Genomic DNA, 16,111 nt, shown 5'->3' with positions numbered 1-16,111 from the left:
GCCGCTCGGCCGGCGGCGCGGGAAGCCCGCCGCTCCAGCGGTGGGTGGAGTCACGGTTACAGAATGCCAGCCGTTTCGCGGACTTGACTCGGACGCTACTGGGAAGCGGGCATCATTGGTGTCCTGCCGTCATATGCGAGGAGTTGCGACGTGGAACTTACCGTTGTCATGCCATGCCTCAATGAGGCCGAGACCGTGGAGATCTGTGTTCGCAAGGCTCTCACGTGCATGCGCGAGAACGGGATCGACGGCGAGGTGGTCATCGCCGACAACGGAAGCACCGACGGCTCGCAACAACTGGCCCGCGATGCGGGCGCCCGGGTTGTCCACATTGACGAGAAGGGCTACGGCAACGCCCTGATCGGCGGAATCCGCGCCGCGCGCGGCAAGTACGTCATCATGGGCGACGCCGACGACTCCTATGACTTCACGAACCTGATGCCCTTCGTCGAGCAGCTCCGGGACGGCGCCGAGCTGGTCATGGGCAACCGGTTCCGCGGCGGCATCGCTCCGGGGGCCATGCCCCCGCTGCACCGCTACCTGGGCAACCCGGTCCTGTCGTTCGTCGGCCGGCTGTTCTTCCCCAGCGCGATCGGCGACTTCCACTGCGGCCTGCGGGGCTTCCGCCGCGACTCCATCCTGCGGCTGGGGCTGCAGACCGGCGGCATGGAGTTCGCCTCCGAGATGGTCGTGAAGGCGACCCTGCAGGGGCTCGACGTCCGCGAGGTGCCGACCACCCTGTCGCCCGACGGCCGCTCCCGCCCGCCGCACCTGCGCTCCTGGCGGGACGGCTGGCGCCACCTGCGCTTCCTCCTGCTGTACAGCCCGCGCTGGCTGTTCTTCATTCCGGGCCTGGTGCTCATGAGCCTCGGCCTCGTCGTCGGGGCCGCGCTGACGTTCGGCCCGGTCTACATCGGCAAGCTCGCCTTCGACGTCGACACGCTGGTCGGCGCGTCCGCGATGGTGATCAGCGGATTCCAGGCCGTGCTGTTCGCGCTGTTCACCAAGGTGTACGCGGCCGAGGAGGGCTTCCTCCCCGAGGACCGGCGCATCCGCAGGCTGGTGGACGTCGTCACGCTGGAGAAGGGCCTGCTCGCGGGTGGCGCCCTGGCCGTGGCCGGTCTGGTCGGCCTGGTGGCCTCGCTCGCCCATTGGGGCGGCCGCGGCTTCGGCGAGCTGATCCCGGCCGAGTCGCTGCGCCTCGTCGTGCCCTCGGCGACCGCGTTCGTCATGAGCTTCCAGACGATCTTCGCGTCGCTGTTCATCAGCATCCTCGGCATCCGCCGTACGCGGGAGAATCCGGTCGACATCGCGGCGTCCGCCGCCGAGGAGGCCGCCGAGGCCGTCAGCCGCGAGTCCGAGACCGCCGGCCGCGAGTCCGTGGCCTGACACACCACGGTTTTATCCCGGGGAGTCACCTCCCCGGGGCCGATAGGATTCGCACATGGCGGCTACAGGAACGACTGCATCAGGGGAGTCGGCGTTCTACGTGACGACGCCGATCTACTACGTCAACGACGCCCCGCACCTGGGCCACGCCTACACGACCGTCGCGGGCGACGTGCTCACCCGCTGGCACCGCCAGCGGGGCGAGAAGGTGTGGTACCTCACCGGCACGGACGAGCACGGTCAGAAGATCATGCGTACGGCCGAGGCGAACGGCGTGACGCCCCAGGAGTGGTGCGACAAGCTCGTCGAGGACTCCTGGAAGCCGCTCTGGGAGCACCTCCAGATCGCCAACGACGACTTCATCCGCACCACCGAGCCGCGCCACACCGACCGCGTCCAGGAGTTCGTGCAGGACCTGTACGACAAGGGCGAGATCTACAGGGGCGAGTACGAGGGCCCCTACTGCGTCGGGTGCGAGGAGTACAAGTCGCCCGGCGATCTGCTCGAGGGCGACCTGTGCCCGATCCACAAGCGCCCGGTCGAGTGGCTGAAGGAGGAGAACTACTTCTTCAGGCTCTCCGCGTACGGCCCGCGCCTGCTCGAGCACTACGAGCAGAACCCGGACTTCATCCAGCCCGCTTCGGCCCGCAACGAGATCGTGCAGCTGGTGAAGCAGGGCCTGCAGGACCTGTCGATCTCCCGCTCGACGTTCGACTGGGGCGTCCCGATCCCCTGGGACCCCAAGCACGTCATCTACGTGTGGATCGACGCGCTGCTCAACTACGCCACGGCCGTCGGGTACGGCTCCGACCAGGCGAAGTTCGACGCCACCTGGCCGGCGAACGTCCATCTGGTCGGCAAGGACATCCTCCGGTTCCACGCGGCGATCTGGCCGGCCATGCTGATGGCGAACGACCTGCCGCTGCCGCGCAAGGTCTACGCCAACGGCTGGCTGATGGTCGGCGGCGAGAAGATGAGCAAGTCCAACCTCACCGGCATCTCGCCGCGCGACCTGACGAGCCACTTCGGCGTGGACGCCTACCGCTACTACTTCCTGCGGGCGATCCCGTTCGGCCAGGACGGCTCGTTCTCCTGGGAGGACTTCTCCGCCCGCTACACCTCCGAGCTCGCCAACGACTTCGGCAACCTGGCGTCCCGGGTCGCGGCGATGATCGGCAAGTACTTCGACGGAGTGCTGCCCGAGGCCAAGGACGCGGGTCCGGCCGAGCAGGCGGTCGCGGACGGCCTCGCCGCCGCGGCGACCCATGCGGACACGATGATCGGCGACAACCTCGACTTCGCCGGCGGCATCGGCGCCATCTTCGACTTCGTCAAGCAGGTCAACGGCTACCTGAGCGACCAGGCGCCGTGGAAGGTGGCCAAGGACGACTCGCCGGAGGGGCAGGCGCGCCTCGCGACGATCCTCTACACGGCGGCCGAGTCGCTGCGCGCGATCGCGGTGCTGCTGCACCCGGTCATGCCCGCCACCAGCGAGAAGCTGTGGGCGTCCCTCGGGGCGGAGCCGCACCTCGGCGCGCTCGCGGACCAGCGGATCGCCGAAGTCGCCACCTGGGGCAAGCTGCCCGCCGGCGCCCAGGTCGTCAAGGGCGAGATCCTCTTCCCGAGGCTGGAGACCGCCTGACCATGTCGCGCGAGCGTCCCGTGAAGCCCGAGGCGTTGCCGGGTGAGGTGTTCGACAGCCACTGCCACCTGGACATCATGGTCGGCAACCGGCAGGCGTCCTCGGGCGACCCGGTCGCGCTGGCGGCCCAGGCGGCCGGGGCGAGCGTCGAGTCGATCCTCGGCGAGGCGAAGTCGGTCGGCGTGACGCGCCTGGTGACGGTCGGCTACGACCTGCCGTCCTCGCGGTGGAACGCCGCGGTGGCCGGTGAGCACCGGGACGTCTACGCGGCGGTGGCCATCCACCCGAACGAGGCGCACGCCGCCACACCCGAGGTCCTCGCCGAAATCGAGGATCTCGCGCGGCTGCCGCACGTGCGGGCGGTGGGGGAGACCGGTCTCGACTACTTCCGCGACTGGGCGTCCAAGGACGACCAGCACGCGAGCTTCCGCGCGCACATCGAGATCGCCAAGCGGACCGGCAGGGCGCTGGTCATCCACGACCGCGACGCGCACGACGACGTGCTCGCCGTGCTCGCCGACCAGGGCGCCCCCGACGTGGTGGTCTTCCACAGCTTCTCCGGTGACGCCGAGATGGCCAAGCGGTGCGTCGACGCCGGTTACTTCATGTCGTTCTCCGGCCCGGTGACGTACAAGAACGCCGGATATCTGCGGGAGGCGGCGGTGGTGGCCCCGCCCGAGCTGATGCTGGTCGAGACCGACGCGCCCTACCTGCCGCCGACGCCGCACCGGGGCAAGCCCAACGCGCCCTACCTGATCCCGCTCACGCTCCGCTGCCTCGCGGAGGTCAAGAGCATGGACGTCGCCGACCTCGCCGCCCGGATCACGGCCAACGGCGAGACCGTTTTCGGCGCCTGGTAGTCGCGCCGATGCCCCACACTGGAGCCATGAGTCTGCTCGGGCCGGTCGAAGTGCGTGTGCTGGCGGAGAAGCTGAACCTCCGGCCGACGAAGAAGCTGGGGCAGAACTTCGTGATCGACGGCGGCACCGTCCGCCGGATCGTCCGGCTCGCCGAGGTCACCCCGGAAGACGTGGCGATCGAGGTCGGCCCGGGGCTCGGCTCGCTCACCCTCGCCCTGCTCCCGGAGGTCGCCGAGGTCGTCGCGGTGGAGATCGACCCGGTGCTGGCGGAGCAGTTGCCGCTGACCGTCGCGCAGCGGGCCCCCGAGGTGGCCGACCGGCTGAAGGTGGTGCACGCCGACGCGCTCAAGGTCGGGCCCGCCGACCTCGGGGCCGAGCCGACCGTGCTCGTGGCCAACCTGCCGTACAACGTGTCCGTGCCGGTCGTGCTGCACCTGCTCGAGGTGCTGCCGTCGCTGCGGCGCGGGCTGGTGATGGTGCAGTCGGAGGTCGCCGACCGGCTCGCCGCGTCGCCGGGGTCGCGCATCTACGGGGTTCCCTCGGTGAAGGCGGCTTGGTACGCCGACGTGCGCCGGGCCGGACCGGTCGGGCGCAACGTCTTCTGGCCCGCGCCGAACGTCGACTCCGGACTCGTCTCGCTCGTACGGCGGGAGCCGCCGGCGACGACGGTGACCCGCCAGGAGGTCTTCGCCGCCGTCGACGCGGCCTTCGCGCAGCGCCGCAAGACGCTGCGCGCCGCGCTCGCCTCCTGGGCCGGCACGCCGGCCGCCGCCGAGAAGGCTCTGGTCGGAGCGGGGATCGACCCCTCCGCGCGCGGGGAGCAGCTGCGGATCGAGGACTTCGCGCGCATCGCCGAGCAGCGGGCCGCCGCGATCGCCTAGGCCGCGCGAATCTCCCAGGGCGTGCGGATCTTCTGGAGCGCGCCGTGAGGCCGTGAGCGCCGGGCGGCGACCTCTATCAGCGGCCGGGCCATTGCGGGGTGAGCGGCGAGGGCTGTTCGGTGGCCGTCGCGATGTCCCGGTCATGGCCCACCCGTGATCGCCGCGGCGAACGCGATCTGGTCGCCGGCCTCGGCCCGCTGTGGCGCGGGTGAGCGCCCAGGACCCCTGTGGCCGTGTTCCGCGCGGCCCTGACCGCGGCCCTGACCGCGCGGCTGGGCTCCGGGCGGGGCGCGCTGGACGGAGTCCCGGGCATACGCGCGCCGGGGCCCGCGGGTGCTCTGTCGGACCGATTTTGACGTGATCAACTAGCCATCTCGTTCCATCAGATTAATGTGATTTGGGTCACATTGGTGGCGTGCGTGGATCAGTGACGTTGAGTGACGACGTCGCGACGGCGGCCTCCGTGATCAGCGAAAACGTGACGGCGCGCAGGGCGATTCGAGCGGCGGCCAGGGGTTCGATCTTGACCAGCTGATCAGACTGAAACCACTAGACGGGGTCACAACTGGCAAAACCTCGGATAGCTTCTTACCCGTCCTTTACTGACGGATGGGGCGCAATCGGCGCCCGACGATCAGACCAGGGAGTAGTAAGTTGAAGCGCACCCTCACCCTCGGCGGCATCGCGGTCGGCATGCTGGCCGCCGCTGCTGTCGCCACCCCGGCCCAGGCCGACACCGACGTCGCCCCGCCGGTCAACCTGGCCAACACGAACTTCGCCGCCAAGCAGGTCGCCGCGTTCTGGTACGGCCAGAGCAAGGCCAACCTCGTCAACGCCACGCCGTACAACGTCGAGACCACGCTGCCCACCAAGCACGTGTCGACCGGCGGTGCCTCCGCTGACAGCAAGGCCGGCGTCGTCGGCTCCAGCGGTGACAAGAAGGCGTCCACCGGCACGTCGAAGAACGTCAACCTGCCGAAGACCACCGGCAAGGTGTTCTTCATCGGCGCCGACAAGAAGCCGCACTGGTGCTCGGCGACCTCGGTGCAGAGCCAGTACAAGAACCTGGTCGCGACCGCTGGTCACTGTGTCTACGACACGGTGAGCAACAAGGCCACCCTCGACAAGTGGGTCTTCATCCCGGGTTACTACCAGGGCAAGACCCCGTGGGGCATCTACGTGGGTAAGACCGCGTACACCCACTACGACTTCGACAACTACGAGGACGGCGACCGCGACTACGCGTTCGTGACGGTCTACAACGGCGTCCAGGTCACCGACGTCAAGACCGACAAGGTCAAGAACTGGGTCGACAACCGCAACTTCGAGACCCTGGCCGAGGCGGAGAAGGCCCGCAAGGAGCTGGAGCTCAAGAGCACCGGCTTCGCGGGCAAGATCGTCAGCCGGATCGACTGGGCCCACAAGGTGCCGCTGCGCACCCCGGACTCGAAGAAGGTCGAGGCCAGCGTCGCCCAGATCGCGGTCGACCCGAACACCATCGACTCGGCCAAGAAGACCCTGGCGGAGCAGGCTGAGAAGTACGGCACCTCCACCTACTCGGACAAGACGTGGGGCGTCGTCGTCAACCGGGTCTCCAAGCGGGAGTTCGGCGCCGGCGGCTGGTCGTCCGACGGCAAGGCCTACTACTTCGCCAAGGACAACGCCTGGTACAAGGCCACCTTCTGGGGCAACTTCGACGTCGACTACAAGCTCAAGGGCAAGCTGGTCGACATCGCCCTCAAGGACGTCGGCACCCTCGGCGCCAACGTCGGTGGTCAGGGCCTGGCCTACAACCAGAAGATCGGCACGAACGTCTTCGTGTTCGGTTACCCGAGCGGGTCGCACCCGGACGGCAGCTACGCCTTCACCGGTAAGACCCTCAAGTGGAGCTACGGCAAGACCTTCAAGGCGGCCGCCCCGGCCATGAAGGCCGAGGAGCTCGTCGGCATCAAGTCCTCCTTCACCGGCCAGGGCTCGATCGGTTCCTCGTGGCTCTACCGCTACAGCAGCACCAAGCGTCTCGGTTACCTGAACGGTGTGACCATCGCGGTCTCCGACACCGACGGCAACAAGCGCATCGACACCAGCGTCTCCCCGTACTTCGACGGTGAGACCCTGGCGGTCTACAAGTACGCCGCGAAGTTCGCTTCCGGCAAGATCGTCTGAGGTTCTCCCGCGGCCATCGGGTGAACTGAGGGAAGGGCTCGGCGTCCAGCCGGGCCCTTTCCGCATGTACGGGCCCGGATGACCAACCGATGACCAGCGGAAATCCGTGCGATGTCCCCATGGGCGGGTGCCGCTAAGCTCGGGTCCCATGGTCAGGCACAGACGACGTGGCCTCGCCCGTCGCCCACAACCAGGACGTCACGCACCAGGACGTCACACGCGAGGACGACACGAGCGGGGGAGCGGGCGATGAGCGCGATCACGGTGCGCGTGCCGGCGAAGGTCAACCTCCAGCTCGCGGTCGGCCCGCTGCGCGAGGACGGCTACCACGACCTGGTGAACGTCTTCCACGCGGTCTCGCTGTTCGACGAGGTCACCGCCGCCGAGCCGGCGGACGGGGACGTCACCGCCGCCCCGCTCAGGGTCAGGGTCGAGGGGGACCACACCGGCGAGGTTCCGGTGAGCGACGACAACCTCGCCGTCCGGGCCGCCATGGCGCTGGCCGGGCGGGCGGGCCGTACGTACCGGGCCGATCTGCTGATCCGCAAGTCGATTCCCGTGGCGGGCGGCATGGCCGGGGGGAGCGCCGACGCCGCCGCGGCCCTGGTCGCCTGCAACGAGCTGTGGGGCCTCGGGCTGCCGGTCGAGGACCTGATGGAGATCGCCGCCGACATCGGCAGCGACGTGCCGTTCGCGCTGCTCGGCGGCACCGCCGTGGGCACCGGACGCGGCGAGCGGCTCGCGCCGCTGGAGACCGCGGGGGTCTTCCACTGGGTCTTCGCGCTCGCCGACGGCGGCCTGTCGACCCCGAGGGTGTACGGCGAGTGCGACCGGCTGCGCGAGGAGGCGGGAGTGGCCGCACCGCGTCCCGCGGTGAGCGAGTCGCTGCTCGACGCCCTGCGCCGGGGCGACGCGAAGGCGCTGGGACAGGCGCTGGCCAACGACCTTCAGCCCGCGGCGCTGGCGCTGCGTCCCTCGCTCGCGGACACGCTCGCCGCCGGGCGTGAGCGCGGCGCGCTCGGCGCGCTCGTCTCCGGATCCGGCCCCACCTGCGCGTTCCTGGCCGAGTCGGCCGAGCACGCGCACGAGCTGGCCGGCCTGATCACGGACGTCGACGGCTGCCGGGCCGTCGTCACCGCGCATGGTCCCGTCCCCGGCGCGACCGTTGCCGGTGCGGGGGCCGGATAAGCTTTACAGGCCATGAATCTGGTCAATCTGGAGTCCGTCTCCCACGCCTTCGGGCCCAAGCCGCTGCTCGCCGACATCTCGCTCGGGCTCGAGCAGGGCGACCGGATCGGCGTCGTCGGCCGCAACGGCGGTGGCAAGACCACGCTCATCTCGATCATCGCGGGAACGCTGAAGCCCGACAGCGGCCGCGTCACGCATACGCGCGGCCTGCGCGTCGGCACGCTCTCCCAGCGTGACCAGTTCGATCCGGACACGGCCGTGAAGGACATCGTGCTGGCCGGACGGGCCGAGCACGAGTGGGCCGGCGATCCCGCGATCAGGGAGATCCTCGCCAACCTGCTCGGCGACATCGACCTCGCGGCTCCCGCCGGCGCGCTGTCCGGCGGTGAGCGCCGCCGTACGGCACTGGCGCGGCTGCTGGTCGAAGAGCACGACCTGCTGATCCTCGACGAGCCCACCAACCACCTCGACATCGAGGCCATCGCCTGGCTCGCCGGGCATCTCGTCCAGCGCAAGTCCGCGCTGCTGGTGGTCACCCACGACCGGTGGTTCCTCGACGCGGTCTCCACCCGCACGTGGGAGGTCGTCGACGGCTCGGTCGAGCGATACGAGGGCGGCTACGCGGCGTACGTGCTGGCCAAGGCCGAGCGGGCGCGGATCGCGCAGGCCGCGGAGGACCGCCGGCAGAACCTCATGCGCAAGGAGATCGCGTGGCTGCGGCGCGGACCGCCGGCCCGGACCTCCAAGCCCAAGTTCCGGATCAACGCCGCCGAGGCGCTCATCGCCAACGAGCCGCCGCCGCGGGAGACGGTCGAGTTGCTCAACTTCGCCTCGGCGCGGCTCGGCAAGACCGTCGCGGACCTGGAGGACGTGACGCTCCACGCCGGTGGCCCGGGATCGGGTCCGCTGGTGCTCGACCGCTGCACGTACCAGTTCGGGCCGGGGGACCGGATCGGCCTGATCGGGGTCAACGGCTCGGGCAAGTCGTCGGTGCTGCGCCTGCTGTCCGGCACGGTCGAGCCCGACTCCGGCCGCGTCGTACGCGGCAGGACCGTGCGGCTCGCGCACCTGTCGCAGGAGCTCGTCGAGCTGGACCCCACGCGGCGGGTGCTGGAGACGGTCGAGGAGATCCGCAAGTACGTCCAGGTGGGCAAGAAGGAGTGGTCGGCCTCCCAGCTGCTGGAACGTCTCGGCTTCCGGGGCGAGGCGCAGTGGAAGGTCGTCGGCGACCTGTCCGGCGGCGAGCGCCGGCGGCTGCAGCTCCTACGGCTGATCATGGATGAGCCGAACGTGCTGCTGCTCGACGAGCCGACCAACGACCTCGACATCGAGACGCTCACCGAGCTGGAGGACCTGCTCGACGCGTGGCCGGGAACGCTCGTGCTGGTCAGCCACGACCGGTACTTCCTGGAGAGGGTGGCCGACCGCTGCGTCGCGCTCCTCGGAGACGGCACGCTGTCGATGCTGCCGGGCGGAGTGGACGAATACCTGGAGCGCCGCGCGGCGGGCCAGGCCCTGTCGGCCCGCGCGGCCTCCGGCGCCGGCGCTCCCGAGCTGGCGCCGCCGGACAGTCAGCCGGTGCAGGCCGGTGGGCTGTCCGCCAAGGAGCTGCGCGAGCTGCAGAAGGAGCTCAACCGGCTGGAACGGCAGATCGACAAGTTCGGCGAGCGCGAGGCGAAGCTGCACGCCGAGATGGCGGAGGCGGCGAGCGACTTCGAGCGCCTGGCCAAGCTCGACGCCGAGCTGCGCGACATCGCCGCGCAGAAGGAGGCGGCCGAGCTGGAGTGGATGACGCTCGCCGAACGTCTCGACCAGTAGGCGGATGAAAAGGAAAGGGCCCGGCAGGCTGCCGGGCCCTTCGCATGCGATCGGCGACTAGACGATCTTGCCGGACGCGGTGGCCGCGGCGACCTTGTAGACGCCCAGGGTCTCGCCGTCGAAGTACGGCGAGATGCTGGTGTCGTACCGGTCGTTGCCGTCGGTGTCCGAGACGCCGATGGTGACGCCGTTCAGGTAGCCGAACCGCTTGTTGTTGTCGTACTTGAACAGCCAGCCGGAGCCGAGGGCGCCCTCACCCGTGAAGGACGACTTGATGCCCTGCAGGGCCTCGCCCTTGATGGACGGCGCCACGGCGGGGAAGGTCTTGCCGTAGCTGTACTTGAGGGTCTTGCCGGTGAAGGCGTAGTTGCCGTCCGGGTGCGACCCGCTCGGGTAGCCGAACACGAAGGTCGGCTGGCCGACCTTCTGGTTGTAGGCGAGGCCCTGGCCGGGGACGTTGTCGCCAAGGCGGCCGACGTCCTTCAGCGTGATGTCCACGATCTTGCCGGTCAGCTTGTAGTCCAGGTCGTACTTGGCCCAGAAGTTGACCTTGTAGTAGCCGTTGTCGTAGATGAAGTAGACGCTCTTGCCGTCCTCCGAGACGCGGAACACGACGTCGCCGATCTTCACCTCGTCCTTGGCCGAGTTGTACTCGGTCAGCGAGACGCGGGTGACCTTGATCCCGGTGCCGGGCGCGGTCTTGAAGTCCGTCGTCTGACCGCGGCCCTTGTTCAGGATCTCCACGGCGTCCTTGGTCACGGGGGCCTTGTTCTCGGCGGTGAGAGCCGGCGCCTGGAGGTTCTGCCAGTGCGCCCAGCTGCAGACGTCGATCCACGTCTGCTGGTATTCCTTGTTCTTCTTGTCCCTGACGACCGTCTCGGGCTTCGACACGAACGGCACGATCTTGCCGGCCCAGCCGGTCTGCTTGATCTCGACGTCCTGCTGCGCCTTCTCGGCCTCGGCCAGGGTCTTGAAGACCCGCTTGTCGACCCAGTTCTTGACGCTGTCGGTCTTCACGTCGGTGACCTGGACACCGTTGTAGACGGCGACGAACGCGTAGTCGTAGTCGCCGTCGGCGTAGACCTCGTAGTCGAAGTGGGTGAAGGCCGTCTTGCCGACGTAGATGCCCCACGGAGTCTTGCCCTGGTAGTAGCCGGGGACGAAGACCCACTTGTTCATCGTGGCCTTCTCTTTCGCCGTGCTGAAGACACAGTGCCCGGCGGTCGCCACGAGGTTCTTGTGCCCGCTCTGGATGGCCGTGGCGGAGCACCAGTGCGGCTTGTTGTCGGCGCCGACGAAGAACACCTTGCCGGAGGACCGGGGCAGGTTGACGTTCTTCGAGGTGCCGGTGGGCTTCTGGTCGCCGCTGGACCCGACGACACCCGCCTTGACGGAGGCGGGCTCCTTCGGCAGGTGGGCGACGACCTTGGAGGAGACCTTGGTCTCGACGTTGTACGGCGTGGCGTTGATCAGGTTGGCCATCTTCTGGCCGTACCAGAACGCGGCCACCTGCTTGGCGGCGAAGTTCGTATCGGCCAGGGGCACGACCGGAACCTTCTCCGCCTGTGCGGGGGAGGCGACGAGTGCGGAAGCCAGCAGGCCGGCCGCCACGCCGCCGATAGCGAGGGTGCGCTTCACTTGTTCTCCCAGGTCTGGCGTGGGGCGTGACATTTGCCCCATGCGTCAGTAAAGGATGAAAATAAAGTTATCGGAGAAGATCAGTGGGACGTAAGGGCCGTTACTGGAGCGATGCGTGACAGCCGTCCCGGGATATAAGAAAAGGGCCCGGCTCAAGGCCGGGCCCTTTCCTGTGGTCCAGTCAGAGCGTCAGAGGGAGTCTCAGACGATCTTGCCGGAAGCGAACTTCGCGGCGTACTGGTAGACGGCCAGGGTCTCACCGTCGAAGTACGGGGAGACGCTGGTGTCGATGCGCTTGTTGCCGTCGGTGTCGGAGACCGCGATGGTCACACCGTTGAGGTAGCCGAGCCGCTTGGTGTTGCTGTAGCGGTACAGCCAGGACGAGCCGATCGAGCCCTCGCCGGTGAAGGAGGACTTGATGCCGACGAGCTCCTCGGCCTTGAGCGCCGGGGCAGCGGCCTTGAAGGTCTTGCCGTAGGCCCACTTGAGGGTCTTGCCGGTGAAGGCGTAGTTGCCGTCGGGGTGCGACCCGCTCGGGTAACCGAAGACGAAGACCGAGGTCCCGATCTTCTGGTTGTAGGCCAGGCCCTGGCCACCGACGTTGGCGCCGAGGGTGCCGACGTCCTTCAGGGCGATGTCGACGATCTTGCCCTTGAGGATGTAGTCGATGTCGAAGTTCACCCAGAAGGTGACCTTGTACCAGCCGTTGTTGTAGGCGAAGTACACGGTCTTGTAGTCCGCGGAGACGCGAATCTCGTCGTCGCCGTACTTGGCGCCGTTGAACTCTTCCTTGCTGACGCGGGTCACGGTGACGCCGGTGCCCCGGGACACCTTGAACTCCGTGGTGCCGCCGCGCTGGGTGTTGATCTTGGACGCGATGTCCTTGATGTCCTGCTCGGACGGGCTGCTGAGGGTGGTGTAGTTGTCACCCCAGCCCTGGGCGTACGCCCACCAGAGGATGTTGACGTACTCCTTCTGGGACTCGTCGTGCCGGTTGCGAACCACCGTGCGGTAGTCCACGACGGGCTTGATCTCGCCGGCCCAGCCGGTGGTCTTGAGCTCCAGCTCCTTGCGGGCCTTCTCCGCGTCCGCCTTGGTCTCGAACTTGCGGTTGTCCACCCAGTTCTTGACCTTGTCGACGGCCACGTCGGTGACCTGGACACCGTTGTAGACGGTGACGAACGCGTAGTTGCGGTCGCCGTCCTCGTAGTTGTCGAAGTCGTAGTGGGTGTACGCGGTCTTACCCACGTAGATGCCCCACGGGGTCTTGCCCTGGTAGTAACCGGGGATGAAGACCCACTTGTCGAGGGTGGCCTTGTTGCTCACCGTGTCGTAGACGCAGTGACCGGCGGTGGCGACCAGGTTCTTCCACTGGCTCTGCACCGAGGTCGCCGAGCACCAGTGCGGCTTGTTGTCCGCACCGATGAAGAACACCTTGCCGGTGGTCTTCGGCAGGTTGATGTTCTTCAGGTTCGCCGTGGCGGCCTTCTGGTCACCGCTGGAGCCCACGACGCCGGCCTTGCTGTCGGCCGAAGCGCCACCCGTGGAGACGTGCTTGGTGGGCAGCGTGGTCTCGACGTTGTACGGCGTCGCGTTGATCAGGTTGGCCTTGCCCTGGCCGTACCAGAACGCCGCGACCTGCTTGGCGGCGAAGTTCGTGTTGGCCAGGTTGACCGGAGGGGCGACGTCCGAGTCGGCCTGAGCCGGCGCGGCGACGGCGGCGGCGGCCAGCAGGCCCGCCGCGATCCCGCCCAGAGCGAGGGTGCGCTTCATGGATTTCTCCCAGGTCTGTCGTGGGACGCCACTTGCGCCCCATGCGTCAGTGAAGGATCGAGGAAAAAGCTATAGGAGAAAGAAGGGGTATGTAAGGCGATTCATGAGGTATGCCAGTAAGGCACCAATGACAGTTAGAGGTTCCGATCTGGCGGTGCTGACCGTATTTCCGCTGATCAAGGGTGGCCTTGTTCGGTTTTTGTCACCCTCAGTCATGGAACGGTTCAGGCATCTGTGTGATGCGAATCACACTGCGTGGGTGAAACCGAGGGGAGGTCGAGCCGCGTCAAAGTCGGGCTCGCTCCTGCCGTGCGCCCCTGAGGGACGCTCCGCACCGTGCCTGGGGGAGGTGGATCCTGGCAGGTCCGCAGGGGAGGAGTACGAGTGCTCAGGGCGCGGGCCGTGGGCCGGGGTGGCAGGCGAGAGGCCGGCCGGGAGGTGGGTTCTCGGGCGCTTCTGTGCGGGCGGGTGGCACGGCGCCGGCAGGGCCGTTCGGGGGCTCGGTGACGTTCTCGTGACTGCGCTTTCCGCATAGTCATGCGGCAAAAGGGACGAAAATAGGAAAAGGGCCCGGCTGGAAGCCGGGCCCTTTCCTTTGGTCCAGTTAGAACGTCAGAGGGAGTCTCAGACGATCTTGCCGGAAGCGAACTTCGCGGCGTACTGGTAGACGGCCAGGGTCTCACCGTCGAAGTACGGGGAGACGCTGGTGTCGATGCGCTTGTTGCCGTCGGTGTCGGAGACCCCGATGGTCACACCGTTGAGGTAGCCGAGCCGCTTGGTGTTGCTGTAGCGGTAGATCCACGAGGAACCGATCGAGCCCTCGCCGGTGAAGGAGGCCTTGACGCCCACCAGCTCCTCGGCCTTGACAGCCGGAGCAGCCGCCTTGAAGGTCTTGCCGTAGGCCCACTTGAGGGTCTTGCCCGTGAAGGCGTAGTTGCCGTCGGGGTGCGACCCGCTCGGGTAACCGAAGACGAAGACCGCGGAACCGATCTTCTGGTTGTAGGCCAGGCCCTGCCCGCCGACGTTGGCACCCAGGGTGCCGACGTCCTTGAGGGCGATGTCCACGATCTTGCCGGTCAGCTTGAACTTCTTGGCGATGTTCACCCAGAACTTGGCCTTGTACCAGCCGTTGTTCTCGGCGTAGTAGTAGACACCGTCCACGACGGCGTCGCCGTCGTAGGCGCCGGTGGCCTTCTTGAACTCTTCCTTGGAGATCCGGGTGACCTCGTAGCCGGCCTTGCCGTGCCACGAGTTGTCCGTCTTTCCGCCGCGAACCAGCGGCCCGACCTGCGCGGGGTCGAGCTTGGTCCACGTGCACCAGTCGGTGACCGGGACGTAGACCTTCTGGGACTCCTGGCCGTGCCTGGCCAGCTCCCAGTCCCACCGCTCCGACCACGGGTACTTCACGTCGTTCGGGCCGAAGGCCACGATCTCGCCGGCCCAGCCGGTGGTCTTGAGCTCGAGGTCCTTGCGAGCCTTCTCGGCGTCCGCGCGGTTGTCGAAGTAGCGGTCCTTGACCCAGTTCCTGACCTTGTCGGCCGACACGTCGGTGACCTGGACACCGTTGTAGACGGTGACGAACGCGTAGTTGCGGTCGCCGTCCTCGTAGTTGTCGAAGTCGTAGTGGGTGTACGCGGTCTTACCCACGTAGATGCCCCACGGGGTCTTGCCCTCGTAGTAACCGGGGATGAAGACCCACTTGTCCAGCGTGGCCTTGTTGCTCACCGTGTCGTAGACACAGTGACCAGCGGTCGCGACCAGGTTCTTCCACTGGCTCTGGACCGAGGTCGCCGAGCACCAGTGCGGCTTGTTGTCCGCACCGATGAAGAACACCTTGCCGGTGGTCTTCGGCAGGTTGATGTTCTTCAGGTTCGCCGTGGCGGGCTTCTGGTCGCCGCTGGAGCCGACAACGCCGGCCTTGCTGTCGGCGGAAGCGCCACCGGTCGAGACGTGCTTGGCGGGCAGCGTGGTCTCGACGTTGTACGGCGTCGCGTTGATCAGGTTTGCCCGGGACTCGCCGAACCAGAACGCCGCCACCTGCTTGGCGGCGAAGTTCGTGTTGGCGAGGTTGACCGGCGGGGCGACGTCCGAGTCGGCCTGAGCCGGCGCGGCGACGGCGGCAGCGGCCAGCAGGCCCGCCGCGATCCCGCCGAGGGCGAGAGTGCGCTTCATGGATTTCTCCCTGGTCTGTCGTGGGACGTCACTTGCGCCCCATGCGTCAGTGAAGGAACGAGGAGAAAGGTATAGGAGGAATAAGGGTGGTGTAAGTGGTTCCGCGGCCTTCGTTCTCCGGCCGCCAAGCCCCACGCGCGGCCGCGCTCAGAGGCCTCGGTGGCGTTTTGGCTGATCATCTATGGCCCGTTCCATGGGTGATCACCTTGGGTGATGGAACGGTTCATGTTGAATGTGACGCAAATCACAGTTTTAGATGAAACCAGGAAGGGTTCCAATACCGTCAAAACGGTCACTCTTCCTTCGCCTCGGTCGCCTCCGCATAGGTCGATGCGTCACGATCGGGAGCGAGAGGCACCGCCTTCACGCGCAGTTTCACCCGCGTCGATCGGACATCGCCGTCGGGACGGGTGGCTCGCGGAGACTGTCCGGGCATGCGAAAAGGGCCCGGCTGGAAGCCGGGCCCTTTCCTGTGGTCCAGTCAGAGCGTCAGAGGGAGTCTCAGACGATCTTGCCGGAAGCGAACTTCGCGGCGTACTGGTAGACGGCCAGGGTCTCACCGTCGAAGTACGGGGAGACGCTGG

At 67.6% G+C, this 16,111-nt stretch carries 10 protein-coding genes; 7 read left to right on the top strand and 3 right to left on the bottom strand.

Annotated elements, in window-relative coordinates:
- The first annotated feature begins 150 nt into the window (after positions 1-150).
- From HHX41_RS26220 to HHX41_RS26190, 7 genes are all read left to right on the top strand, one after another.
- Entirely contained in the window at positions 151-1,389 is a 1,239-nt protein-coding gene (locus HHX41_RS26220) for a glycosyltransferase family 2 protein (RefSeq protein ID WP_310742179.1), read from the top strand.
- Positions 1,390-1,444: 55 nt separating this feature from the next.
- Entirely contained in the window at positions 1,445-3,031 is a 1,587-nt protein-coding gene (metG, locus tag HHX41_RS26215; protein WP_182908129.1) for a methionine--tRNA ligase, read from the top strand.
- 2 nt (positions 3,032-3,033) lie between these two features.
- Positions 3,034-3,891: a TatD family hydrolase gene (locus tag HHX41_RS26210; protein ID WP_182908128.1), complete on the top strand. Its 858-nt coding sequence runs from the start codon at positions 3,034-3,036 to the stop codon at positions 3,889-3,891.
- Between the two features lie 26 nt (positions 3,892-3,917).
- Positions 3,918-4,772 (top strand): 16S rRNA (adenine(1518)-N(6)/adenine(1519)-N(6))-dimethyltransferase RsmA, encoded by an 855-nt coding sequence (gene rsmA / locus HHX41_RS26205; RefSeq protein ID WP_211592242.1) that lies wholly within the window; start codon positions 3,918-3,920, stop codon positions 4,770-4,772.
- Between the two features lie 654 nt (positions 4,773-5,426).
- The gene (locus HHX41_RS26200) at positions 5,427-6,938 is read left to right on the top strand and encodes a serine protease (protein WP_182908127.1); all 1,512 of its coding nucleotides are present in this window, start codon (positions 5,427-5,429) and stop codon (positions 6,936-6,938) included.
- Positions 6,939-7,187: 249 nt separating this feature from the next.
- Positions 7,188-8,126 carry a 4-(cytidine 5'-diphospho)-2-C-methyl-D-erythritol kinase gene (locus tag HHX41_RS26195; RefSeq protein ID WP_182908126.1) on the top strand — a complete coding sequence of 313 codons (939 nt, stop codon included), beginning with the start codon at positions 7,188-7,190 and terminating at the stop codon, positions 8,124-8,126.
- Positions 8,127-8,138: 12 nt separating this feature from the next.
- Positions 8,139-9,944: an ABC-F family ATP-binding cassette domain-containing protein gene (locus HHX41_RS26190; protein WP_182908125.1), complete on the top strand. Its 1,806-nt coding sequence runs from the start codon at positions 8,139-8,141 to the stop codon at positions 9,942-9,944.
- 57 nt (positions 9,945-10,001) lie between these two features.
- Here the strand turns inward: HHX41_RS26190 and HHX41_RS40995 are convergent, their stop codons facing one another.
- The 3 genes from HHX41_RS40995 to HHX41_RS40985 form a co-directional block, all read right to left on the bottom strand.
- On the bottom strand, positions 10,002-11,582 hold the full coding sequence (locus HHX41_RS40995; protein WP_259401330.1) for a serine protease: 1,581 nt from the start codon (positions 11,580-11,582) through the stop codon (positions 10,002-10,004).
- 201 nt (positions 11,583-11,783) lie between these two features.
- Complete coding sequence (locus HHX41_RS40990; protein WP_259401329.1) at positions 11,784-13,355, bottom strand: serine protease; 1,572 nt, start codon at positions 13,353-13,355, stop codon at positions 11,784-11,786.
- Between the two features lie 624 nt (positions 13,356-13,979).
- The gene (locus tag HHX41_RS40985; protein ID WP_259401328.1) at positions 13,980-15,527 is read right to left on the bottom strand and encodes a serine protease; all 1,548 of its coding nucleotides are present in this window, start codon (positions 15,525-15,527) and stop codon (positions 13,980-13,982) included.
- Between the last annotated feature and the right edge of the window lie 584 nt (positions 15,528-16,111).

This window comes from Microbispora sp. H13382, from assembly GCF_014161445.1.
Lineage (GTDB): Bacteria > Actinomycetota > Actinomycetes > Streptosporangiales > Streptosporangiaceae > Microbispora.
Note: the sequence above shows the minus strand (reverse complement) of the source record. Positions and strands in the feature narration are given on the sequence as shown.

Coding starts and splice junctions, on each gene's coding strand:
- HHX41_RS26190 (WP_182908125.1), top strand. CDS start 8,139: ATGAATCTGGTCAATCTGGAGTCCGTCTCCCACGCCTTCGGGCCCAAG.
- HHX41_RS40985 (WP_259401328.1), bottom strand. CDS start 15,527: ATGAAGCGCACTCTCGCCCTCGGCGGGATCGCGGCGGGCCTGCTGGCC.
- HHX41_RS26195 (WP_182908126.1), top strand. CDS start 7,188: ATGAGCGCGATCACGGTGCGCGTGCCGGCGAAGGTCAACCTCCAGCTC.
- HHX41_RS26210 (WP_182908128.1), top strand. CDS start 3,034: ATGTCGCGCGAGCGTCCCGTGAAGCCCGAGGCGTTGCCGGGTGAGGTG.
- rsmA (WP_211592242.1), top strand. CDS start 3,918: ATGAGTCTGCTCGGGCCGGTCGAAGTGCGTGTGCTGGCGGAGAAGCTG.
- metG (WP_182908129.1), top strand. CDS start 1,445: ATGGCGGCTACAGGAACGACTGCATCAGGGGAGTCGGCGTTCTACGTG.
- HHX41_RS40990 (WP_259401329.1), bottom strand. CDS start 13,355: ATGAAGCGCACCCTCGCTCTGGGCGGGATCGCGGCGGGCCTGCTGGCC.